Source organism: Pelobium manganitolerans (assembly GCF_003609575.1).
Lineage (GTDB): Bacteria > Bacteroidota > Bacteroidia > Sphingobacteriales > Sphingobacteriaceae > Pseudopedobacter > Pseudopedobacter manganitolerans.
Genome location: NZ_MBTA01000010.1, coordinates 1 through 22749, shown reverse-complemented (window position 1 = coordinate 22749; position 22749 = coordinate 1). Strand labels below are relative to the sequence as shown.

The window sequence follows — 22749 nt, the reverse complement described above, 5'->3', positions numbered from 1 at the left end:
ATGAAAGGCTTTTCCAGAAAATCAAAACAGGCACTGAAACTCTAACCCCCAGCCCCAAAAAATGGCAGTTTGCCACGTTCCTGCAAACGGCAAGATGTCCGTTTGTGTCACAACCGGTTTTTTTGGCGCCCTAACTCCGGAGTCGTGGGCGCTGGAAGCTATTAGATAAAGACAATGGAAAAAGAGAGAAAACAGAACAGAAACCAATGGCTGCACCTGAGGCTGTCCGAGAGCGAAAAGATACAGATCCATAAAGCTTTCCTGAAGACCACGCAGAGGAAGCTGAGCGGTTACGCCCGCAAAATACTGCTGGAGAAACCGGTAGTCGCAACCTACCGCAACGCCTCTCTGGACGGGCTGATGGAAGAGCTGATCAAGCTACGGAAAGACCTGAACGGGCTGGCAAACAACCTCAACCGGACTGTCCTGAGGACGTTCGGATGACGGTAAACCGAGCGTAAACGCGGGAGAATTTGTGTAACGAAACCTTGACGTGCCAGCTGAAAAAGACACGCAGGAAAAGGCGCAAAAGAAAGCAGGATGTCTAGAAAAATCACATAGTTTAGGTGAAATATATTAGGTGTAATGAGTTTTCTAATGCAGATAATATTGGCTGTATTTAACACCCATAAAGAGTCCCAGTCAAACCTCTAACTGGGACTTTGCAAACTCAATTTTAAGAAAATTTCTCCCTTAGATGCGCCATGTCCCGGCCGATTTTAACATCTAAAATCTTAGCGTAATGCTGGGTCATTTTAATACTGCTGTGGCCGAGCATTTTAGAGACGGTCTCTATCGGCACATCGTTCAAAAGCGTTACGGTGGTGGCAAAAGTATGCCTTGCGATATGGTAGGTGAGCTCTTTTTCAATACCGCAGGTATCTGCAATTTCTTTTAAATAAGCGTTCATCTTTTGGTTGCTCAGCACCGGCAGAACAGTTCCTTCTGCAATGGATTTAGGGTGGTCTTCATACTTTTGCAGTATCTTTTTGGCGGGCGGCAGCAATGGGATCCGCGAGGCCACGTCGGTTTTCTGGCGGTGCGTATAAATCCACTCGTGCCCGTCCACACCTTTGATAATTTCCTCCTTTTTCAGCTTTTTTACGTCAGCATAAGCAAGGCCGGTATAGCATGAAAATACAAAAACGTCGCGCACCTGCGCAACGCGCTCAATCCTGAATTCTTTGTTGCTGAGCGCATCCAGTTCTTCCGCCGTCAGGAAAACGCGGTCCACTTTTTTGACTTTCGGTTTGTAGTTCAGCATCGGGTTCACAGTGATCCATCCGTTCGCCAGGCATATCCGGATGATTTTCCCAAAGTTTTTGATGTATTTGACCGCCGTGTTATTTGCGCAGCTGCGCACGGTCCTCAGATAAAAATCGTACTCGGTGATAAACTGGTGGTCTATCTTTCTGATATCCATATCTTTTACGCGGTATTTCCATTGGATAAAGTCAGCGGTATGCTTAAACGATGTTCTGTACCGCTCCAGCGTGCCGGCTGCAAACTCTTTCCCTGTCAGCGCTTCTACCTTTGAATTGTGCTCTTCAAAAACGCCCAATATCGTCCGGACTTTTTCTGTTGTGCCCAATATTTTATCACGCAGGGACATTGTGCTGATTGTCTCGTTATTTTTCGACAAGAACTCCTGGGCGTCATAGATCTTGACCTGCAATTGGTCGATACATCTGTTCAGCATCCTTTCGGGTTCACGGTTTCCGGTGGCGCGGCAGGTTTTTTTTGACCATTTGGAGGGTTCACATTTCCTGTTGAGCGAGATTTCGGTTCTTTTTCCTCCCGCTGTGATCCGGCAATAAACCGGCATAGGGCCACCGGTGTAAGCTTTGGGAGTTTTAAGATAAAAGTGAAGCTGGACTAAAGTACTCATAATTTTGGGATTAAAAGTTAAACAAAAGTATTTCTGCAACTAACCAAAATCAAGATGTTCGATGACTGAACGGCTTCTTTATCAGTGTGTTATCCGTCCAAGTCGAGAGTGCTGCCGGTACTATCTAAATACTCTCGATATACTCTCGTTTAAATAGAGAGTATTTACATATTTTAGCGTTTACCTTAAAATAAAAAAGCCTGAAATCATCTGATTTGCAGGCTTTTATCAATTTTTAGTATTACTACCGGCGGAGAGGGCGGGATTCGAACCCGCGGTACCGTTTCCAGTACGACAGTTTAGCAAACTGTTCCTTTCGGCCTCTCAGGCACCTCTCCATATCTTTTTTAGGCATATTCGCCCCTCAAAAGGTCTGCAAATATAGTAATCCTTTATATCTACGAAAATTAATTTTAAAACTATTTTAAATAATCCACACGCACGTGGTAGATGCCCATCAGCATTGTCTTAAAAATGAGCTTTATAGTTTCAATTTCCTTTAAAGTGATGTTGCTATCATTCAGCTGATTTTGTTCTAATTTATAATCAATAATGCGCTCAACCAAGTTGCTGATGCTTTCTGCATCGGGTTCTTTTAAGCTTCTGGAGGCGGCTTCAACCGAGTCGGCAAGCATTAAAACAGCGGTTTCTTTGGTAAATGGGATAGGGCCCGGATATCTAAATGTGTTTTCATCTACGATTTTTTCGGGGAAGTTTTTTAAGAACGATTGATAAAAATAATCAACCCGGGTGTTACCATGGTGGGTGCGTAAAAAATCAATAATCACTTCTGGCAAGTTATTTCTCCTGGCCATTTCCACACCATTTAAAACGTGGCGGATGATAATTTGTGCGCTTTCTTCATAGGGCAATTTATCGTGCGGATTTAAGCCTTTATTTTGGTTTTCGATAAAGAACTGCGGATTGTCCATTTTACCAATATCATGGTATAGCGCACCGGCACGTACTAAAAGTGCGTTACCCCCAATTTTAAATATCGCCGATTCGGCTAAGTTTGCCACTTGCAAAGAATGCTGGAAAGTACCGGGAGCTTTAAAAGCCAATTCGCGCAGTAAAGGCGTATTGGTATTGGTAAGCTCAATAAGGGTAATGTCTGATGTGATTCCGAACAACTTCTCGAACAAATAAATTAACGGATAGGCCAGCAAAGAAAGTAAGACGCTAAAAATAAACGGCAAAAATTTAGGCCAATCAATAGCATCTAAGGTGCCTTCGCGGATCAAAGAAATGCCCAGATAGGCTACAAAGTAATTGGTTAAAATTAATAGTGCAGAAATCAAAAACTGCTCGCGCCTAACCAAGTTTTTGATGCTATAAATAGCAACCATGCCGGCCGTTATTTGCAAAAACGCAAATTCAAAGCTATTTGGTAAAAAGAAACTAGCAATTAAAACCACCAGCAAATGGATGTTCATGGCCAAGCGTGTATCAAACAAAATGCGGATAATGATGGGCACTATGCAGTAAGGGATGTAATACAAGCTTGGCAAACGCAGATTAATAGCCCATGATAGCGATACCAGCATGCCTGTTACAATCAGCAATATCAACGAAATTTGGCGGTTATCCTGAAAAATATCGCGCCTGAATAAATAAAGAAACACCATCAGCAAACAAACGGCCATGCCCACCAACAGAAACTGCCCGGCCAAGGTTAGTTTACGATCACTGGGGGTGGTAATGCTTTCTTCGTAAGTACGGCGTAAAGATTCCAATTTTTGGTAAATATCTTCGGTAACTGTGCTGCCTTGGCTTACAATCAGTTCGCCTTTTTGCACCATGCCACGTGTAGCGGATACGTTTTCTATCGCTTGCTTTTCTATCCGTTCTGTTAAAGCTTCATTGTAAATTACGTTGGGGCTTATATGGTCCTTCAGTACATCTAGCAATAAATCGGAATGGATGTTTTTTTCGGCTACTAAAAGGTCCGTTAGCTTTGCAACAGCTGTTGTTTGCGTAAGCAAGGTGGCAGTGCTCACCTGGGTTTCTACATTGTTGCGCAATAAAGAAATAACGTATTGTTCACCATCGCGTTGGTACTTTTTGTTTAACCCAATTACACCCCTGGCGTAAATGTTTTCCAATATTTTGTAGCCGGCATCAAAATTTTTGCTTTTTGAAGCATCATCCGGCAAACCGGCATTTTTCCATTTCGCTTCAAAATCGCTTTGGTACTGTAAGATTTGGTTCTGCAAAACCTTTTCATCCACCTCATAAACAGGCAATACAGATTTTAAAATGCTTTCCTTGTCTTTGCGTATTTCATCCACCGTTTTGCGGATGGGAAAATTAAAAGGCGATACCAAATCATCGTGCAGCCACACATTTCCTTTCTCAAATTCATATTTGAATTTGGCATGTTTGGGCAAAACCGCGGTAATAATCATCACCGCCAAGGCCATTAAAACATATTTAACAACAGAACCGTACTTTCTGTAAATAATTTTATGCGTGTTTTTATTAATATCTGCCACGTGGTGTAATGTTTTAACAAAAGTACAAAATTGCAGCTTATTGCATATTAGGCGTCTTTTGGGCTAAAGCCGAAACGCGTAAGCTAAAAATAAATCTTAACTTCGGCATAGAAACCATGCAATTGCAAAGCCTTTTACGCGTTAGCTACTCATGAAAAAAAGTTTATTCTTTTTATTCCTAATTATCCAAACCGTCCCATTATTTGCGCAAAATAAACTCGGCGTATTTGAAGATTCACTGCAGAATTTGGGGCATACTATCCTTACAGATACCCTGCAAGAAAAACGGGTAGAGGCCAATTACCAGTTTATCAAAACTTTGGTTGATGCGCTAAAAGAAAAAAACAGCTTTTATTATCCATTTAATAAGCTGCGCGATATTGTATCGGTACAAAAAACAGAAGATAACAAATTCAGGATTTTTACATGGTTTAACCAATATGCCGATGGTACCTACCGCTATTTCGGTGCTATACAAGTTAACAATCCGCAGAAACTGGAGCTTTATCCTTTGCTAGATAACACGCAGGAAATAAGCGCATTGTCTGATGTAAATAGTGCAACCTTAGCTCCCAATAAATGGCTAGGGGCAGTTTATTACCAAATAATCCCGGTAACGGGCATACGCGAGCCTTATTTTATTTTGTTAGGTTGGAAAGGCAAATCGGCCACAGCCAACAGCAAAATTATTGAAACTTTAAAGTTTGTGGATGGCAAACCGGTTTTTGGTGCCGATGTTTTGGAGGCATCTTTAAAAGCCAATCAATTTCAATCGCGCATGGTTTTTGATTATGCCAAAACGGCGGCTATGATGTTGCGTTATGTGCGGGCCGAAAATATGATTGTTTTTGATCATTTAGTGCCGATAGATAAACGTTTGGACGGTGTAGGCGAATTTTACGCTCCGGATTTATCTTACGATGGCTTAAAGCTGAAACAAGGGAAGTGGTATTTTCAGGAGAATATGCAGCTGAGCAACCTGCCCGATGAGAACGACGAACTATTTATAGACCCCGCAAAAGACAGCCAAAACACAGCGCCGGTGATTAATAATTAACAGGGCCTAGCTTTGTAATAAAGCTATAACAAAGATTTAAACCGCGCTTTTAGCTTATTTTTGCGCCAAAAAATTTTTATTATTGGTTTAGCCAAGCATTTTTGGCAATAAATCCTGACATCAAAAAAAATTATATGACAGAGCGAAAAGAACTGTATGGGCATCCTGTAGGTTTGTACATTTTGTTTTTTACCGAACTATGGGAGCGCTTTAGCTATTACGGCATGCGCGCGCTTTTGGTTCTTTTTTTAGTCGCCTCGGCAACCTCGGGCAACCCTGGTTTAGGTTGGGATAAGGCAGATGCTTTGAGTTTGTACGGCACCTATACGGCTTTGGTGTACATCGCATCTATCCCGGGAGGTTTATTAGCCGATAAATTTTTGGGTCAAAAAAAGGCGGTGATGGTGGGCGGTTGGCTTTTAGTTGTTGGCCATGGCATTTTGGCCATTCCAGCGCTATGGGCTTTTTACACCGGTTTGGCTTTAATTGTTGCGGGTGTAGGTTGTTTAAAACCGAATATTTCTACCATGGTGGGCGGTTTGTACGCGCACAATGATGACCGTCGAGATAAAGCTTTTACCATATTTTACATCGGTATCAACATCGGTGCTTTAATCGCCGGTGTTTTGGTAGGTTCTGTGGCTGTTACCTACGGTTGGCATTACGGTTTTGGCTTGGCAGGCATTGGCATGGCAATAGGGCAAATTGTATTTTTATTTGGTCAAAAGCATTTGAAGGGCGTTGGCGAAGCCACTACCAATTTGCCCGAAGAGGAGCGCTCGGCCGTTAAACGCCCGTTAAACAATGTCGAAAAAGACCGTATGATTGTGATGTTCCTCTCTTTCTTTATTATGATTGTGTTTTGGGGCGCATTTGAACAGGCGGGCGGTTTAATGAATTTATATGCCGATGAAAAAACCAACCGTGTACTTTCGTTCATCAATTTTGAGGTGCCCGCGCCTTGGTTTCAGTCCGTAAATTCTTTTTTCATCATCACTTTAGGTTCGGCGGTGGCCGCATTTTGGTATAAGCGCAAGAAAAAAGGAAAAGAATCATCGTCCATTTTTAAAATGGCGGTAGGCACCATTATCATGGGATGGGGCTTCTTTTTTATGAGCGCCGCGTCCATGCAATACCAGGCAGCAGGTTCTTCGGCAATGTACTGGCTGGTTTTGGCCTACCTTTTTCATACCGTTGGCGAACTTAGCGTTTCGCCGGTAGCACTTTCTTTCATCACCAAATTAGCGCCGCTTAAATATGCTTCTTTAATGATGGGAGCCTATTTTGCCGCTACCGGACTGGGAAACTACGTATCTGGCTGGGTGGGCGAGTATTCGCAAACTGCAGGCGAGCTGGAGATATTTACAGGCATCGCCATCTTTTGTACCATCTTTGGAATTTTGGTGCTATTGCTGCTTAAAAAACTTAAACAACTGGCACACGGGGCAGAGGACGCCACAGACCAGAGCACTGCTGTACCACTTAAAAACACCGAACAAATAGAAACCCCATAAATCTGATACATGGATATTGCAAAATGGACCCTCATCATAGGTTGGATCTTCGTATTAATCTGGATTCCCTTCGTTATTGTCTCAAACCGTAAAACGCACCCTAAGGCACTATTTATTTTGTTTTTTGCCGAAATGTGGGAGCGCTTTAGTTATTACGGGATGCGTGCGCTATTGGTACTTTATATGGTAAAAGTGCTGTTTGCAGGCAGTGCGGGCGCAGATATTAAGGCGTTAAGCATCTACGGTTCTTATACTGCAATGGTTTATCTTTTTCCGGTAATTGGAGGTTTAATAGCCGATAAAATTTTCGGGTTTAAAAAAGCCATTGTAATGGGAGGCGTTTTGATGATGCTAGGCCATTTCGCGCTGGCATTTGAAGGCAGTAATACCGTTTTCTTTTTAGCGCTTGCGCTGATTATCGTAGGCAACAGCTTTTTCAAACCTAATATTTCCAGCTATCTGGGTACTTTTTACGAAGCCAACGATCCGCGGAAAGATGGTGCTTTCACCATTTTTTACATGGGCGTAAACATAGGTGCTTTTTTGGCGACTTTGACCTGTGGCTACATTGGGCAAGAGATTAGCTGGCACTATGGTTTTGGATTAGCGGGTATTGGTATGGCTTTGGGCGTATTGGTATTCTTACTCAGCAAAAAGGTTTTTGCCGGTACCGGCTTAAGGCCACAGGAAATTACTTTAAAACCCGCCCGACCTTTGGGTTTGTCTTGGGATGCTGTTGTTTACATCGGTACCGTTATCATGGTGCCGCTATGCGCGCTTTTGCTTAACCAAAACGAACTGATGAGCACGCTGATGTTAGTGATTAGCTTAGGCATTGTCACTTATTTATTGGTAGAGGCAGTCCGCAATCCGGATAAGGTAGAAGGGCAACGATTGTTGGTAGTGATTGTGCTATTTTTCTTCCACGCCATTTTTTGGGCTTTGTTTGAGCAAGCCGGCGGTTCTTTAACGCTTTTTGCTGAACGCAACGTAAATCGCAGTATCGGCGGAGGCATCATTCCATCATCTTTATTCACCAGCTTCAATCCCTTTTATATCATGGTGCTGGCTCCTTTGTTTTCTTGGATTTGGATTAAACTGCGCGATACTAATAAAGAGCCGCGCACGCCTATGAAGTTTGTGTTGGGACTTACGTTTTTAGCAAGTGGTTTTTTGGTGATTGTACTAGGCGCTAAGTTTTTTGCAGATGCTAACGGATTGGTGCCAATGGCGTTTTTGGCTTTACTTTATTTGCTGGTAACCATTGGCGAGCTTTGTTTATCGCCGGTAGGCTTATCTATGATTACAAAATTATCGCCAGTTAAAATCGTAGGATTTGTAATGGGCGCTTGGTTTTTGTCTATTTCTTTAGGTAATAAGCTGGCAGGTATTATTGGCACCTTAACAGCCGGCGAAGCAGAAGGAGCTACCCTAACTGCGCAACAAACTTTACTAAATTACACGCAAACCTATTTAATATGGGGCGTTTTTGTAGTGGGTGCTTTTGCGGTAGTACTTTTGCTTTTAACACCTAAACTAAATAAATGGATGCACGGCATCCACTAAAATGCTAAATTGCGCCAAAAAATTATACCGTGCCCGACAGCTTAGTCATTATCCCTACATACAACGAAAAAGAGAATATCGAGAAAATTATTCGCAAGGTATTCTCTTTACCACATGCTTTCCATGTACTTATAATTGATGATGGTTCGCCAGACGGCACCGCCGATATTGTGAAACATTTGCAAGGCGAGTTTGATGGGCATCTGTTTATTGAAGAGCGCAAAGGCAAGCTGGGTTTAGGTACGGCTTACATCCACGGCTTTAAATGGGCCTTGGCGCACCATTACGACTTTATTTTTGAGATGGATGCCGATTTTTCGCACAACCCAGAAGATTTGCTGCGCTTGCGCGATGCTTGTGTGCAGGGTGCCGATGTGGCGATAGGCTCGAGATATATTAAAGGGGTAAACGTAGTCAACTGGCCAATGGGTCGTGTGCTGATGTCGTATTTTGCCTCTGTTTATGTGCGATTTATCACAGGTATTGATATTCAGGATGCCACTGCCGGCTTCAAATGCTATAGAGCTAAAGTTTTAGAAACCATTAAATTTGAGAAGATAAAATTTGTGGGTTATGCTTTTCAGATAGAAATGAAATTTACCGCCATTAAGCATGGATTTAAGGTGGTGGAAGTGCCCATCATTTTCACTGATAGGACAGAAGGCACTTCTAAAATGAGTACCAAAATTTTTAGAGAAGCATTTTTAGGAGTGATAGAGCTGAAGGTGCGAAGCTGGTTTAGGAAATATGGGCGAAGCTAGGCTCTAAACCAACATTTGTGCTAAATAGGTTACGATTACTCCGCCAAAATATCCTCAATAGCTTTCAATTCATATTCTTCAAAAAAGATATTGTCTAAAGCTTTTAAAGAATCTGCCAGTTGCCCAGGCTTACTAGCGCCTACTAAAACAGAAGTCACACGGTCGTCTTTTAGCAACCAAGCAATAGCCATCTGTGCTAAAGTCTGATTTCTTTCTTCTGCAATTTCGTTCAGCTGTTTAACCTTCTCAATTTTTTCTGGCGTGGCATACTGCTCATTTAAAAAACCGTGAGGTTTAGCTAAGCGGCTGTCCTCGGGCACACCATTCAAGTATTTGTTGGTTAACAAACCTTGCGCTAGTGGCGAAAAAGGAATGCAACCCACGCCCTTACTTTCCAATGCGTCTAACAAACCATCCTCTACCCAACGCTCAAACATCGAATATTTGGGCTGGTGGATGATGCAAGGCGTACCTAAATCGTATAAAATGTTTGCTGCGCGCTCAAACTCGGCGGTTTTATAATTGCTGAGACCCACGTATAATGCTTTGCCTTGGCGAACGATTAAATCTAAGGCGCGCATGGTTTCTTCCAAAGGCGTTTCCGGATCCGGACGGTGGTGATAAAATATATCCACATAATCCAGATTCATCCGTTTTAAACTTTGGTCTAAGCTAGAAACCAGATACTTTTTAGACCCCCAATCTCCGTAAGGACCGTCCCACATGGTGTATCCGGCCTTGGTAGAAATGATTAATTCATCGCGGTGCGATTTAAAATCTTGTTGCAGCAAACGTCCAAAGTTCTCTTCTGCCGAACCCGGCGGCGGACCGTAATTATTCGCCAAATCAAAATGCGTAATGCCTTCGTCAAAAGCTAAATGCAGGATAGCACGATAGTTTTCGTAAACATCCACACCGCCGAAATTGTGCCATAAGCCCAGCGAAAGCGCAGGGAGCTTTAAACCGCTTTTTCCGCAGCGACGGTATTGCATTTCGCTGTATCTGTTTGGGTTTGGGATGTAGGACATGGTTTGGTTGTATAAGGCTTAAGGTTTAGGGTTTAAGGCTTGAAGCTTAAGGTGTAAGGTTTATGGGGTTCAAGTTAGTGATTTTTACTTTTCACTTTTGAATTTTTAAAATACATTTTTTACAACGTCTTTATTCTTTGCTCTTTACTCTTTCTTCTAACCCACGCGTCAAGATCTTAGTTGTAAGGTTTATGGGGTTCAAGTTAGTGATTTTTACTTTTCACTTTTGAATTTTTAAAATACATTTTTTACAACGTCTTTATTCCTTACTCTTTATTCTTTACTCATATCTCAAATCATCTCCCCAGCTGTCCAATCAATTCCTTTTTGCAATAAAGCCATGGTTTCGGCTTCGGGGGTGTCGGGTAAAGCTTTATAATCGTAAACCCAAGCAGCCATGGGTGGCATGCTCATTAATATAGATTCTATTCGTCCATCGGTTTCTAAACCGAATTTAGTGCCCGAATCGTACACCAAATTAAACTCTGCATAGCGACTTCTGCGTTGCAATTGCCATTGTTTTTCTTCTAAACTGAAGTGTTTTTCGCGGGTGTTGGCTACCAAATTTGTATAGATGGGCACAAAGGAATTGCCCACAGCTTTAGAAAAATCAAAAAGCTGCTCCCATGTTAAGGGAGTGTTTTGCGGCGTTAAGCGGTCGTAAAAAATACCTCCGATTCCTCGGGTTTCTTTGCGGTGTTTAATGTAAAAATAATCATCAGCCCAAGTTTTATATTTTGGGTAAAGGCTGGCATCAAAGCTATCGCAAACAGATTTTAGGTACACATGAAAATTCTTTGCCGCATCTTTAATCACATAATGCGGTGTAACATCAATACCGCCACCAAACCAACGGAGCGTTTCGTTGCCTGTACCTTGCATTTCAAAGTAACGGATGTTCATGTGGATGATGGGGACCCATGGGTTATGCGGGTGCAGCACAATAGAGACGCCAGTGGCAAAAAACTCTTCTTGGTCGGTTTTAAAAGCTTTTTTAACCGCATCGGGCAATTTACCATACACTGCCGAAAAGTTAACGCCACCTTTTTCAATCAAAGCACCGTTTTGTAATACTTTACTCTCGCCGCCGCCACCTCCGGGGCGTTCCCATTTCTCGGTTTCAAACAAAGCACCACCGTCTAGGGCAGTAAGTTTGTTAACAATGTCCGCTTGTATGGCTTTAAAATCTTGTGCAATTGCGTTTTTGTCCAGCATTAGTAAATGGTTAATTTCAGTTTGTCTCTGTACGCGGTTAATAATTTTGTTTTGGAAATAAAGCCAATAAATGTTCCGTTTTCAAAGGCTGGCAGGTTCCAAAGATCGGCTTCATCAAATTTATTGATAATTTCATCTATGCTATCGCCGGCATGTACGTGGTATTTGGTGGTAAGTACCAGCTCTTTGACGTTAAGTTTGCGCTGAAGTTCGGCGTCTAATAACACTTTCCTCACCTTATCAAAAACAATAAAGCCTACGTATTTTCCATCGCGGTTAACGCAAACCACAATATTCCGGTTTGATTGGCGTAGCACGTTCACCAGTTCGGGCAAAGTACTGTCATCGTAAATCGTTTCAAAATCGCGGTCAACAATTTCATGAAACTTGATCAAACTTAAAATGTTTTGGTCGTAATCTTCTGTAAATATCTTTTTCTCTGCCGCCAGATGTTTCAAATCCATAGAGTAGGGTTCAAAAACTTTAGCAATGGCGTAAGATGTGCAAGAAACCAGCATCAGCGGAATCATCAGCTCGTAGCCTCCGGTAGCTTCGGCAATCAAAAATATCCCCGTTAAGGGCGCATACATTACCCCGCTTAAAATGCCGCACATGCCCACCAGCGTAAAATTGCTAACAGGCAACTGCACCAAGCCGATTTTGTTGACGATACTGCCGAAAAAGAAACCTAAAAATGCGCCGTTAAATAGGGAAGGGGCAAAGTTACCGCCACTGCCGCCACTGGCCAAAGTGATAGAAGTAGCAAATACTTTGGTCATAAAAATAAGACCCACAAAGATAATCATGGGCCAATCTGCATAAGCATCGATATTGAAAAAGCTGCCTTTTAAAATTTCTTGCGGGTGGCTGGATGCCAGTGCTTTAACTGTGCTGTAGCCTTCGCCAAACAAAGGCGGAAACGCAAAACAAAGGATGGCGATAATTAAACCGCCCAGCATAGCCTTGGCGTAAGCGTTCCACTTTAGCTTGTGATTAAAAAAATGCTCGACCAGGTTAGTGCACTTGGCATAATAAACAGATACCAATCCGCAAAAAACGCCCAACAATAAGTAATAGGGCACGTTTTTATGATTAAACTCTTTTAAGCTGGTGAAGTTGATGAGGATATCGTCATCTAAAATAATTTTAGAAATGAGCGCACCGCAAACCGCAGCCACAATAAGCGGAATAAAATCCGAGAACACCACGCCAACCAAAATTACTTCAATAGCAAACATTACACCCGTAATGGGCGCATCAAACACGGCGGCAATACCCGCAGCGGCGCCACAGGCCAGCAGTAAAATGCGTTCGCGGTAGCTTAAACGATAGGTGCGGGCAAAGTTAGAGCCAATGGCAGCGCCTGTAACGGCAATAGGACCTTCTAAACCGGCAGAACCGCCGAAGCCAACTGTAAGTCCGCTGGCAATCATTTGCGAATACATTTTAGAGCGCGGTGCTACGCCCGATCTCTGCGAAATATCCAGCAAAATTTTAGATACGCCTTTGCCGTCGCGCCCATGCAAAAAAGTGCGCACTACCCAAACTGTGAGTAAAATGCCTATTAGGGGTAAAAAGAGGTTAAGGAAAGGATATTCGAAAACTTCTAATTGTTGATCTATTAAAATGTGGATATAGTGGACTACAATTTTGAGGATGACGGCAGCGATGCCCGCGGTTAAACCCACCAACACGCCCGATAATATTAAAAACTGGCTTCTGCTTAAATGCTGATAAATAAATTTTAAAACAAGCTGGTGCTGCCTAAAATACCTCATTCTTTTTGTTATTCCTCTACATAGTTCAAGTCTTTGCCGTAAGTTTCTTCTAAATTGTAAACCGACAAAAACGCAATGACGATGGTACTTATCCCCACAATTAGTGCCGAATTGATGATGCCGAACGGAGTTTTTAGCCACTCGAAGCTCAGCGTAATTAAAACCAGCGATCCGCGGATGAAGTTTGGAACAGTGGTGGTAACCGTAGAGCGAAGGTTGGTGCCAAACTGTTCGGCGGCAATAGTAACAAAAATTACCCAAAAACCGGTCGAAATTCCTAAAAGAACACACAAAATGCGGTATGTTGTTACATCAATACCCTTAGAAAATAAGTATAACAATACGCTACAAAGCGTGGCAAACAAAAATACGATGACGATTTTTTTTCGTGTTTTAAAAAGTTGGCTTAAGAAGCCGCTAATCAAATCGCCAAGTGAAATTCCCAGATAGGTAAACAATATGCCTTCCCCGGCCGAAAGTGGCGCAGTAGCCCCCATAGCTTTACCAAACTCCGGCGCAAAGGTGATTAAAATACCTACCACAAACCAGGTAGGCAAAGCAATTAAAGTGCAGTTGATGTATTTTTTAAAACGGTGCCAGTTGTTAAATATTAACAAGATGTTCCCTTTAGAAACATCTTTGTGTTCGATGTTTTTATATAAGCCCGACTCCATTACGCCCAGGCGCAATACCAACAATACCAAGCCCATACCGCCGCCCACAAAGTAAGCCGTTTGCCAAGCAAACTCGTCGCCAACTAAACCGGCCACAACAGCACCCAATAAACCTACCGCTGCAACAATCATGGTTCCGTAGCCACGGTTTTTGGCGCTCATGGTTTCGGCAACCAAGGTAATGCCCGCACCAAGCTCTCCGGCGAGTCCTACGCCGGCAATAAAACGCACCACTGCGTAAATATTAACATCGGTTACAAAGCCGTTGGCAATGTTAGCCAGCGAATACATTAAAATGGAGCCGAAAAGCACTTTTAATCGACCAAGTTTATCGCCCAGTATTCCCCACACAATACCGCCAATCAGCATCCCTATCATCTGCGCGTTCATCAGCTTAACGCCCACGCTCAGCAGGTCATCCTCGGCAACGCCAATAGCTTTGAGGCTTTGCACGCGGATTACAGAAAAAAGTACCAGATCGTAAATATCTACAAAGTAGCCTAAAGATGCCACGATAATAAGCAGCACCACGTTTTTGTTATTGTTCATTTATAGGAGGTTTAGGACTACGAAAATAAAAGGGAGAGTTGAAAATTGAAAGAAGAAAATGTTGGTTTTTGGATAGCGGACTATTTTTCTTTTATGGTTTTGCAACTGCCATCGCCTTCGCAAAAGAAGGCGCGGACCTTTGCATTGTATATTTTGATGAGGATAATGACGCGCAACAAACGCAAAAAGACGTGGAAAGTTTTGGCAGGCGCTGCATCGTGCTAAAAAAAGATATTACTGTAGAAGAAAAGCCAAGTGGATTGTAAAGAAAGTATTAGCCGATTTTGGCAAACTGGATATTTTGATAAATAACGCAGGAACGCAGGTGCCCAAAGATGATATTTTAGATATTAGCGAAGAACAACTTTTGCTCACCTTTAAAACCAACGTTTTCTCACAGTTTTTTATGGTAAAAGCCTGTCTTCCGTATTTACACGTTGGGTCAAGTATTATTAACACCACCTAGGTAACAGCTTATGAGGGCAACAGCTTTTTAATCGACTATTCCAGCTCTAAAGGCGCCATCGTATCTTTTACCCGTTCGCTAGCAGCGTCTTTTATGCACAAAGGCATTCGTGTAAATGGCGTTGCTCCCGGACCCGTATGTGCGCCCCAAAGAAAGTATAGTGAGCCAATTATTCGGCACGGTTTTAATAGAAAGATAAGCGATAGACAGCGGTGCATCGTACCCAAAATCTTTTTTAAACGATTTCAAAAGAAAAAATAAAATGGCAACAAGAGGAACAAAAACAGACCGAAGAAAAGTGAACTCGGCACAAGATTATGAGCTTTACCACGTGGCAGAGAAAATGGGTGTAAGCATACAGCAGGTTGTGGGCGCTAAAAGGGCAACCCAATCAAACGACCGCACGGTTATCGAAAAATACATCGCAAACAAGAAGAAAAGTAACTAAAAATTTAGGCATATGAACATTATCCCACCTCGTACAGGTACTGCATTTATCCTTAAAAAAGGCGAACGTTTGAAGGTTTATGATATCCAAGGCGAACAGGTATCTGACTTCATCTGTTTTAACGAACATAACCCGAAAGAATATCTATCGAGCGGCAGAACCATTGATTACGAGGAAACCATTTTTTTAACAAAGGGAAACAAATTTTACTCTAACCAAAGCAATGTGATGTTTATCATGGAAGAAGATACCGTGGGCAGGCACGACTTTTTGTTAACGCCTTGCAGCGCAGATACCTTCCGCATCATTTACGGCGACAAAAACCCGCACCGAGGCTGCTTTGGCAACCTATCAGAAGCTTTGGCGCCTTACGGGATTACGCCAGATCAAATTCCTATTTGCTTTAACATTTTTATGAATGTATCTGTAGATGGGCAAAGTGGCAAAGTAGGGGTGCACCCGCCATTGAGTAAAGCCAATGATTATGTAATTATTGAGGCACAAATGGATTTGATTGTGGGGATGACGGCCTGTTCTGCAGAAATGTCTAATAACTATTCTTTTAAACCGATAGGTTATGAACGCTTAAATCAAAGTTAACCGCTACGCTAAACACAATTGCCCCTGGGTGAAAAAGGCTTTTGAGGTTTAGCAAAGCGCAAATAAAATATACTATGGAAAATATTATTGAATCTTTTAAGGAAATGGTTTTGGATAAAGCCTTTCCTTGTGTGGCGGCAAAAGACGCCTTAAAAAAAGGCAATGTACAAATACTCACGGCAACGCACCTGGCTTGCCCGCATGATGATCAACGCATACTTGACTTCATTTACGATTTTATCAAAAAATTTAGAAAGCAAGACAAAGGATTTCATAGCGTGGTGATCCTGTTTCCGCACACTCAGCCATTAAGCGAGGTGGAGTTTGAAGCTTACCTATTTCAACGCTTAAAGGCCTTGCGCGCCTTGGATGCAAAGCACTTTGCGTACGATCCCCGTGTAAGCGACAATCCGCAGGCGAAAAATTTCAGCTTCAGCCTGATGGAGGAAGCGTTTTTTATCATCGGCTTACATCCCGGTAGCAGTCGCCCGGCACGCCAGTCGCCGGTACCGGCCATTGTGTTTAACCCGCACGTGCAGTTTGAACGCTTGCGCGATGAAGAACGTTACGAAAAAATGAAAGCGATTGTGAGAAAAAAAGACGTTGAATATTCCGGCTCAACCAACCCTATGCTGATGGATTTTGGCGACCGTTCTGAAGTTTACCAATATAGCGGAAGACAATACGCCAGTGGCGAAAGATGCCCTTTTAATTTATAGTTTTGCTTGCAGAACCTCCGTGAAACCGCACCAAATTAAGTAAAAAAGGGCAAAAAGAAGTGTAAGCATTTCGCCCGCAATTTTGCAAACCTGTGGTTATAGGCAGATGTGCTTTTTCCATATTATATTCAAGTTTTGGTTGTTTCAGTTCGGTCAACAATTAAAAATGCTTTAGTTCTTGTCTGTTCAATTTGTCCTTAAAAACCGAAAAAACAGTTCGTTCGGCTAAGCTTTTTGGTCGGCTGGAAACCGATTGGAAATGGCGTTCAATTGAGCAGTTAGGTCGGGCGTGTCGGTCGGTCTGAAACTTGTTTTTAAAAGCTTTGAAATTCTACTTCGTTCGTTCGGTTTGGTCGGTTCAATTTTGTTTTAGTTCGGTTTTTTTGTTCGATTCCTCAAATGCTTTCGGTCAGTTCAAATTTGTCCGTTTGCATTGGAGAAACTTTCGTTAACTGATGCATTTCGTTCGGGGAACATTTGCCTATAACGGTTCGGGGCTTTGCGAGGGAGAGGATTAGAAAGCACAAACTTTCAATTTAGCACCAACGTAGCAAAACCATTTTTTTATTTGCTAGTTTACACTTTTCAAGCAAATAAAAAATGGTTTTTGCGGAATAGAAGCACAAAAGTTGAATTTAGCACTTAACCCGCTCTCTTGCAAAACCCTTGTTAGTGGCTGTGGCTGTTTTTTTACTCTTTGTTTGATACATTTATCTGTAAATCAAAAGATTAAAAAACTTTTGCATTTTCTCGAAATGTTAATTTTTCCAAAAAATATTTTCAGGATAAAAATATTCTTTACTTTTGTTGTTGTAACAACAATTGTTTATGCAGTCAATTTTAGAATATCAGGATTTTTACAATCTGCTTACGGGCAGGACACCACAGGCATTTAATCGTGTTTTGAATAAGAATTTCAGACAGAACGGAGTAGAATTAACCAAGGAACAATGGTCTATTTTGGCTGTTTTGTGGGAAAATGACGGTTGCTCGCAACAGTATTTGGCAGATAAGAGTTTTCGGGACAGACCAAGCGTGACCCGTTTGATTGACAATATGGAAAAAGACGGTTTGGTCGACCGGAAACCCGATGTAAATGACAGAAGGTCTAATTTGATTTTTCTGACAAAAAAAGGAAAGCAAATACAGGAAAAAGTTATGAATCTTGTCAATGCTACCGTCGAAGAATCCATAAAAGGAATCAGTGTAGAAAATATAGTGACAGTAAAAGAAGTGTTTCATAAAATATATCAAAATTTAGAGGTAAAATGAGAATTAAAAAATTACTGCCTATACTTGCCTGCCTTTTGGCTTTTGAAGGAAAGGCTCAAATTGATGTGAGCCCGTCTTTGCAGAAAGCAATTCAGGAAGCAATCGACAAAAACGCTTCTATCCGAAACAAAGATTTGGAAGTGGAAAAAATCAGTACGGAAAAGAAAAGTGTTTGGAACAAATACATTCCGAAAGTAGAGGGTTCGGCAAATTATATGTATTTCGATACGAAAATAACGCTCGATTTACCAACAGGGAACATTCCGGTTATCAATCAGCCGGTTTTTGACGGAAAGCAATCGTTTGACAGTTACGGAAACGTACTGATGGGAAGCCTGATGGCAAAAACGGTTTTGTTCAGTGGTTTTCAGATTGAAAACGGAGCAAAGGCTTTGGAGCAAAAACGAATCGGAACGGCTTATCTTTCCGAGGCTGAAAAAGAAAGTTTAATTAAAGAAGTGATTCATTCCTTTGACCAAGTACACTTGTTGAACGAAGTCGAAAAATTACTGAATGACAGCGAAAAACGCTTGGCTACAGAAACCAAAAGAGTAGAAAGGGCTATCGAAGAAGGACTTGCCATTCCGTATGACAGGGACAAAATCAAATTGGCAAATCTCGAATTACAATCCAAAAAAATAGAACTTCAGGGAAAACGAAAAGTCCTTTACCAAAAGATAAATTACCTTACGGGATATTCTGAAAACCAAATCAAAGAAGTAAAATATTTACTTGCACCTTATATGATTTCCGAAGAATTATCGGTTGAAAACAAACAAGAGCTAAAAGCCTTGGAATCATTCAAGAAGGCTTCCGATTATATGGTCAAGAAAGAAAAAGGAGGCTATCTTCCCGTTTTGGGAGCATTCGGAGGTGTTACTTATACGAGCCTTTTTGACGCTACGATGATTACACCCGAAATTCCAATGGTCAATTCCCGACTTTACGGAAGAATGAACGAATTTACGATGAGTCCGAATTGGATGGTAGGGCTTTCGATGAAATGGGAAATTTTCAGCGGATTTGAACGTAAGCACAAAATCCACGAAGCCAAGATAAATGCGGAACAGGTGCAAAATCAATTAGACGATACCAAGGAGAAATTTGCTTTGCTTTTGGAAAATAACCTGGCGAATTACAGGATTCAGAATAAGAAATACCAAATTGGTCTGGAACAGGAAAAAGTAGCTTCAAACAATCTGAATATGGCTGTAAGGCAATATCAGGAAGGGCTTATCAACATTTCCGAAAGATTGGAAGCAGAAAACGATTTGTTTAAAGCATCAGCCAATAAAATTCAGATTTTAGTAGAGCAAAGGCTGTCCGCTTTAGAAACACTTTCCGTAACAGGAGAATTAACCAAAACCATTTTAAACTAAATTATCAAAAGTAATGAAAAAGATATATTTATTATTAGTTGTAGTGATTTCCGTTATCGGTTGCGGTAAGCCGAAAACCGAGATTATTCAGGGAAAAATCGAACGAGAGCAAATCGGAATCGTATCGAAAATTCCCGGAAAAATCATTGAAATCCGTATTCAGGAAGGAGATTTTGTGAGAAAAGGCGATACGCTTGCTATTTTGGACATTCCCGAAGTCGATGCCAAAAAAAGTCAGGCAGAGGGTGCTGTTCAGTCGGCAAAAGCCCAATATGATATGACTTTGAAAGGAGCTACGGACAATCAGCTCAAACAGCTAGAAGCCAAACAAAAAGCACTCAAAGAACAGTACGAACTGGCTCAAAAATCCATTAACCGATTGTCAAATATGCTTAAAGATTCGTTGGTTTCCCAACAGATGTATGATGAGGCTTTCGCTAAATATCAGGGGGCTCAATCGCAGTATCTGGCTGTTCAGGCTGAAATTTCGGACGTGAAATACGGAGCAAGAGTCGAACAGCAAAAAATGGCATTGGGACAGCAGGAAAGGGCTTTAGGAGCTTTACAGGAAGTTTCGGTTGCGGATTCCGAGCGGTATATCCTTGCTCCGCAGGATATGACGGTAGAGTCCATTACGCTTAAAGCAGGGGAGCTGGCACTTCCCGGTTATACCTTGATTAGCGGAACGATTTCGGAATCGACTTATTTCCGTTTTACGATTCCCGAAAGCCGGCTTTCAAAGGTTCAGAAAGGACAGGAAGTAACCGTCAATATAGTCTATAACAAAAGTCAGGTTAAGGGAAAAATAACTTCGGTTAAGGCTTTGGGAGCTTATGCAAACATCGCAACGGCTTATCCCGATTACGAAATTCAGGAGAGTCTTTTTGAGATAAAAATCAGTCCGATTGATATCAGTCAGGCCAAAGATTTGTTTACGAAAACTACGGTTACTTTAGAACTGTTAAAATAAAAATCAAATGAAAAACTTTTTTTTGCTTATAAAAAGGGAATTCCGTTTGTTTTGGGATAACAGTGTGCTTCGGTTGCTTTTTATCGGGGCTCCGATTATGTACGGAATACTTTTAGGCTTTGTTTATCAGAAAGGAAAAGTTACCGATTTGCCTGTTGTGGTGGTTGATGAAGACCAAAGTCAGATGAGCCGAAAAGCCATCGAAATGATGAATGACAACGAGGTTCTGAATGTGGCTTTTATCCGATACGACCAAAACGATTTGGCTAAAATCGTAGCTGAAAACGATAACATTCCTGCGGTTGTGATTATTCCGAAAGATTTTGAGAAACAGGTAATGACCAAAAAATATCCCGAAGTGCTTACGATTGTGAATACTTCGAATGTTTTGACTGCCAATTATGCTTCGACAGCCATTCAGGTTTGTTTGGGAACATTCAAAGCGGGAGTTCAGATTGAAGCCCTCAAAAAACAGGGAATGCCCGAAAGTGTGGCTATGTCGCAATATGAGCCGTTCAAAACCACGTTTATCAAAAAATACAACCGAAGCACGAACTATATGTACTTTTTGTGGCCCGGCATTTTGGCTACGGTTTTGCAACAGGTTTTGCTGTTAGGCTTGGCTTTGTCGTTTGCCTCGGAATACGAAAACGGAACGTTCAGAACTTTGGTTTCGGAAAACAAATCCCTACTCAAAATAATGGCAATTAAGATAATTCCGTATCTGATAATGAGTTTCGGAATATGGATTTTGTATTATCTGTTTACATTTTGGTTCAGGATTCCGTTTTATGAAAATCTAGGTGCTTTGACCTTTGTAGCGGGAATTTTCGTGTTGTCGATATGTTTTATCGGGATATTGGTAAGCATATTGATTCCGAGTCAGCTCAAAGCAACCGAAGTCCTGATGGTTATAGCCACTCCGAGCTTTATTTTGAGCGGATTTACGTGGCCGCTTTCGCAAATGCCCGATTGGGTTGTGGCTGTTGCCAATGTAATTCCGCTTACGCATTTCTTACAGGCATTCAGAATTTTGCTGATAGAAGAAGGAACGTTGTCCCAATGTTCGGGTGCAATTTGGGCTATGATTTGGATTGGACTTGTTTGTGCGGTTTTGTCTTATGTAGCTTTGTATTTTAAAAGGAAAAAGGTGTTGAAGCAAGGTTGAATTTTGTACTGCAAAAAAATCCTGTGTGGTAGATTTTTATTATTTTTTTCTGTGTCAGGTTGTTATTTTTCAGCCGTTTAATTTCAGGGGTACGGTTGTTCTGCCATTGCCACTAACGGATTAAGGCTTGGCGATGTGGCGGAATTTTAGCACAAAAGTTCAATAGAATTACTGCTGTTGAGCCTTGCACAAATGTTTCATAGAAGCACTTCAGCCGCCATATTGCCAAACCGATGTTAGCAGTAGCCATTATTCGTCTTTTTTCTTTTTCTTATTTTTCTTTTCTTGGTCTTTGTTGATTTTGTCAACAGTTTTCATTGGTATTACGTTCAGTTGGTCTGTTTTGCAATTCCAAATATTTAAATATTTTTCGGAAACGACATTATAGGTTTCCCATTTTGCAAACTTTTCATAAAGCATCAATGTGCAAATGTCTGTCGCTGTAATAAAGTCGCCTGTTTCTGGTAAATGACTGTGCATTGCTCCTACAACTTCTTTTCCATCTTCTGTCTTTCCGTATTCAATTGGAATTATGTTTTTATGAAGCTGTTTTTTCGTTACAAGTTTGTTGTTTTTGTCAAATGTCAGCAAGTAGTCGTTACCAAAAATCACAACACCGCTTTGTTGCGGTCCTGTCAAAACGTAAACTTTCTTTTCTTGTCCGTTGATTAGCGGAATTATATTGGGGTTGGTGTTCTTGTAAAACTTGAATAGTCCATCCGTGTTTGCATTCAATTCGTCTAATGCCATTTTTCTGATTTGATACAAGTCAGTTTCTGCTTGTGTAAAATCTCTTTCCGTCAAGTTGATTTTTGCTGTCTTTATGTTGTAAGTGCTGTCAAAGGAAATTGTCCCAATTACTTTTGGATTTTCTGTTTTTGAGAAGAAAACACATTTTGCAATGTCGTTGTCAGTGTAAGAAAAGTAACCGCCAATATTTTCCCTGTCTTTGTAATTTTCTAAAAACAAATCTGTCCCGTACCACGAAGCCATTTCTGATTTATATAAAAGTTTACCTTCCGCAACAATTGGTTGTGCTTCGTCTGTTGGATTTTTTTGTCCAAATACACTCAAAGAAAAAAGTGTCAGGAATAATGTCAATGTTTTGTTCATTTTGCTGTGTGTCGTTATGGTTACTGCTAACGGTTTGCAGGTTTGAGAAATTGCGGTTTTACCTGCAGAACCTCTGTCAGCCCGCACCA

The 22749-nt window shown here is 41.5% G+C and carries 20 protein-coding genes, 1 tRNA gene and 1 pseudogene; 14 read left to right on the top strand and 8 right to left on the bottom strand.

Annotated features, from left to right (window positions below; all coding sequences use genetic code 11):
• Positions 1 to 174: 174 nt before the first annotated feature.
• Positions 175 to 444: a plasmid mobilization protein gene (locus tag BCY91_RS06495; RefSeq protein ID WP_182995291.1), complete on the top strand. Its 270-nt coding sequence runs from the start codon at positions 175 to 177 to the stop codon at positions 442 to 444.
• A gap of 232 nt (positions 445 to 676) precedes the next feature.
• On the opposite strand, the gene BCY91_RS06490 is transcribed toward BCY91_RS06495, so the two are convergent.
• From BCY91_RS06490 to BCY91_RS06480, 3 genes are all read right to left on the bottom strand, one after another.
• Positions 677 to 1888, bottom strand: coding sequence for a site-specific integrase (locus tag BCY91_RS06490; protein ID WP_120180570.1), 1212 nt, complete (start codon positions 1886 to 1888; stop codon positions 677 to 679).
• A gap of 251 nt (positions 1889 to 2139) precedes the next feature.
• A tRNA-Ser gene (locus BCY91_RS06485) sits at positions 2140 to 2226 on the bottom strand.
• A gap of 81 nt (positions 2227 to 2307) precedes the next feature.
• A complete protein-coding gene (locus BCY91_RS06480; RefSeq protein ID WP_120181166.1) occupies positions 2308 to 4311 on the bottom strand; it encodes an HD family phosphohydrolase in 2004 nt (667 codons plus the stop codon).
• Positions 4312 to 4534: 223 nt separating this feature from the next.
• Between BCY91_RS06480 and BCY91_RS06475 the strand changes: the two genes are divergently transcribed.
• The 4 genes from BCY91_RS06475 to BCY91_RS06460 all read left to right on the top strand — a co-directional run bounded on the left by BCY91_RS06475 (position 4535) and on the right by BCY91_RS06460 (position 9281).
• A complete protein-coding gene (locus tag BCY91_RS06475) occupies positions 4535 to 5440 on the top strand; it encodes a hypothetical protein (protein ID WP_120181164.1) in 906 nt (301 codons plus the stop codon).
• A 134-nt stretch (positions 5441 to 5574) separates the two neighbouring features.
• Complete coding sequence (locus tag BCY91_RS06470) at positions 5575 to 6954, top strand: peptide MFS transporter (protein ID WP_120181163.1); 1380 nt, start codon at positions 5575 to 5577, stop codon at positions 6952 to 6954.
• Between the two features lie 9 nt (positions 6955 to 6963).
• On the top strand, positions 6964 to 8520 hold the full coding sequence (locus BCY91_RS06465; RefSeq protein ID WP_120181162.1) for a peptide MFS transporter: 1557 nt from the start codon (positions 6964 to 6966) through the stop codon (positions 8518 to 8520).
• Between the two features lie 29 nt (positions 8521 to 8549).
• Positions 8550 to 9281 carry a polyprenol monophosphomannose synthase gene (locus BCY91_RS06460; RefSeq protein WP_120181161.1) on the top strand — a complete coding sequence of 244 codons (732 nt, stop codon included), beginning with the start codon at positions 8550 to 8552 and terminating at the stop codon, positions 9279 to 9281.
• Between the two features lie 35 nt (positions 9282 to 9316).
• Here BCY91_RS06460 and mgrA read toward each other — a convergent pair whose 3' ends face one another.
• From mgrA to BCY91_RS06440, 4 genes are all read right to left on the bottom strand, one after another.
• On the bottom strand, positions 9317 to 10309 hold the full coding sequence (gene mgrA / locus BCY91_RS06455; RefSeq protein WP_120181160.1) for an L-glyceraldehyde 3-phosphate reductase: 993 nt from the start codon (positions 10307 to 10309) through the stop codon (positions 9317 to 9319).
• A gap of 291 nt (positions 10310 to 10600) precedes the next feature.
• A complete protein-coding gene (gene hemF / locus BCY91_RS06450) occupies positions 10601 to 11524 on the bottom strand; it encodes an oxygen-dependent coproporphyrinogen oxidase (protein WP_120181159.1) in 924 nt (307 codons plus the stop codon).
• The gene (locus BCY91_RS06445; RefSeq protein ID WP_120181158.1) at positions 11524 to 13302 is read right to left on the bottom strand and encodes a chloride channel protein; all 1779 of its coding nucleotides are present in this window, start codon (positions 13300 to 13302) and stop codon (positions 11524 to 11526) included. The genes hemF and BCY91_RS06445 overlap by 1 nt, the downstream gene beginning before the upstream one ends.
• Positions 13303 to 13310: 8 nt before the next feature.
• Positions 13311 to 14525, bottom strand: coding sequence for an MFS transporter (locus tag BCY91_RS06440; protein WP_120181157.1), 1215 nt, complete (start codon positions 14523 to 14525; stop codon positions 13311 to 13313).
• A 38-nt stretch (positions 14526 to 14563) separates the two neighbouring features.
• On the opposite strand from BCY91_RS06440, the gene BCY91_RS17730 reads away from it, so the two are divergent.
• The 9 genes and pseudogenes from BCY91_RS17730 (at position 14564) to BCY91_RS06400 (ending at position 21547) form a co-directional block, all read left to right on the top strand.
• Entirely contained in the window at positions 14564 to 14791 is a 228-nt protein-coding gene (locus BCY91_RS17730; RefSeq protein WP_220699443.1) for a hypothetical protein, read from the top strand.
• 35 nt (positions 14792 to 14826) lie between these two features.
• Positions 14827 to 15252 (top strand): annotated as a pseudogene (locus tag BCY91_RS17860) (SDR family oxidoreductase).
• 1 nt (position 15253) lies between these two features.
• Positions 15254 to 15439 carry a hypothetical protein gene (locus tag BCY91_RS06430; RefSeq protein WP_120181156.1) on the top strand — a complete coding sequence of 62 codons (186 nt, stop codon included), beginning with the start codon at positions 15254 to 15256 and terminating at the stop codon, positions 15437 to 15439.
• Positions 15440 to 15451: 12 nt separating this feature from the next.
• The gene (locus BCY91_RS06425; protein WP_120181155.1) at positions 15452 to 16039 is read left to right on the top strand and encodes a DUF1989 domain-containing protein; all 588 of its coding nucleotides are present in this window, start codon (positions 15452 to 15454) and stop codon (positions 16037 to 16039) included.
• 41 nt (positions 16040 to 16080) lie between these two features.
• Complete coding sequence (gntA, locus tag BCY91_RS06420) at positions 16081 to 16758, top strand: guanitoxin biosynthesis heme-dependent pre-guanitoxin N-hydroxylase GntA (protein WP_317124680.1); 678 nt, start codon at positions 16081 to 16083, stop codon at positions 16756 to 16758.
• Between the two features lie 828 nt (positions 16759 to 17586).
• Entirely contained in the window at positions 17587 to 18030 is a 444-nt protein-coding gene (locus BCY91_RS06415; protein WP_120181153.1) for a MarR family winged helix-turn-helix transcriptional regulator, read from the top strand.
• Positions 18027 to 19409, top strand: a complete 1383-nt coding sequence (locus tag BCY91_RS06410) for a TolC family protein (RefSeq protein ID WP_120181152.1) — start codon at positions 18027 to 18029, stop codon at positions 19407 to 19409. Before BCY91_RS06415 ends, BCY91_RS06410 begins: the two co-directional genes overlap by 4 nt.
• Before the next feature lie 13 nt (positions 19410 to 19422).
• Complete coding sequence (locus BCY91_RS06405) at positions 19423 to 20379, top strand: HlyD family secretion protein (RefSeq protein ID WP_120181151.1); 957 nt, start codon at positions 19423 to 19425, stop codon at positions 20377 to 20379.
• A gap of 7 nt (positions 20380 to 20386) precedes the next feature.
• Entirely contained in the window at positions 20387 to 21547 is a 1161-nt protein-coding gene (locus tag BCY91_RS06400; RefSeq protein WP_120181150.1) for an ABC transporter permease, read from the top strand.
• A gap of 249 nt (positions 21548 to 21796) precedes the next feature.
• On the opposite strand, the gene BCY91_RS06395 is transcribed toward BCY91_RS06400, so the two are convergent.
• Positions 21797 to 22749, bottom strand: a 953-nt coding sequence (locus BCY91_RS06395; protein WP_245989018.1) for a hypothetical protein, incomplete at its 5' end; no start/stop codon positions are given.

Coding starts and splice junctions, on each gene's coding strand:
- BCY91_RS06495 (WP_182995291.1), top strand. CDS start 175: ATGGAAAAAGAGAGAAAACAGAACAGAAACCAATGGCTGCACCTGAGG.
- BCY91_RS06490 (WP_120180570.1), bottom strand. CDS start 1,888: ATGAGTACTTTAGTCCAGCTTCACTTTTATCTTAAAACTCCCAAAGCT.
- BCY91_RS06480 (WP_120181166.1), bottom strand. CDS start 4,311: ATGGCCTTGGCGGTGATGATTATTACCGCGGTTTTGCCCAAACATGCC.
- BCY91_RS06475 (WP_120181164.1), top strand. CDS start 4,535: ATGAAAAAAAGTTTATTCTTTTTATTCCTAATTATCCAAACCGTCCCA.
- BCY91_RS06470 (WP_120181163.1), top strand. CDS start 5,575: ATGACAGAGCGAAAAGAACTGTATGGGCATCCTGTAGGTTTGTACATT.
- BCY91_RS06465 (WP_120181162.1), top strand. CDS start 6,964: ATGGATATTGCAAAATGGACCCTCATCATAGGTTGGATCTTCGTATTA.
- mgrA (WP_120181160.1), bottom strand. CDS start 10,309: ATGTCCTACATCCCAAACCCAAACAGATACAGCGAAATGCAATACCGT.
- hemF (WP_120181159.1), bottom strand. CDS start 11,524: ATGCTGGACAAAAACGCAATTGCACAAGATTTTAAAGCCATACAAGCG.
- BCY91_RS06445 (WP_120181158.1), bottom strand. CDS start 13,302: ATGAGGTATTTTAGGCAGCACCAGCTTGTTTTAAAATTTATTTATCAG.
- BCY91_RS06440 (WP_120181157.1), bottom strand. CDS start 14,525: ATGAACAATAACAAAAACGTGGTGCTGCTTATTATCGTGGCATCTTTA.
- BCY91_RS06430 (WP_120181156.1), top strand. CDS start 15,254: ATGGCAACAAGAGGAACAAAAACAGACCGAAGAAAAGTGAACTCGGCA.
- BCY91_RS06425 (WP_120181155.1), top strand. CDS start 15,452: ATGAACATTATCCCACCTCGTACAGGTACTGCATTTATCCTTAAAAAA.
- BCY91_RS06415 (WP_120181153.1), top strand. CDS start 17,587: ATGCAGTCAATTTTAGAATATCAGGATTTTTACAATCTGCTTACGGGC.
- BCY91_RS06410 (WP_120181152.1), top strand. CDS start 18,027: ATGAGAATTAAAAAATTACTGCCTATACTTGCCTGCCTTTTGGCTTTT.
- BCY91_RS06405 (WP_120181151.1), top strand. CDS start 19,423: ATGAAAAAGATATATTTATTATTAGTTGTAGTGATTTCCGTTATCGGT.
- BCY91_RS06400 (WP_120181150.1), top strand. CDS start 20,387: ATGAAAAACTTTTTTTTGCTTATAAAAAGGGAATTCCGTTTGTTTTGG.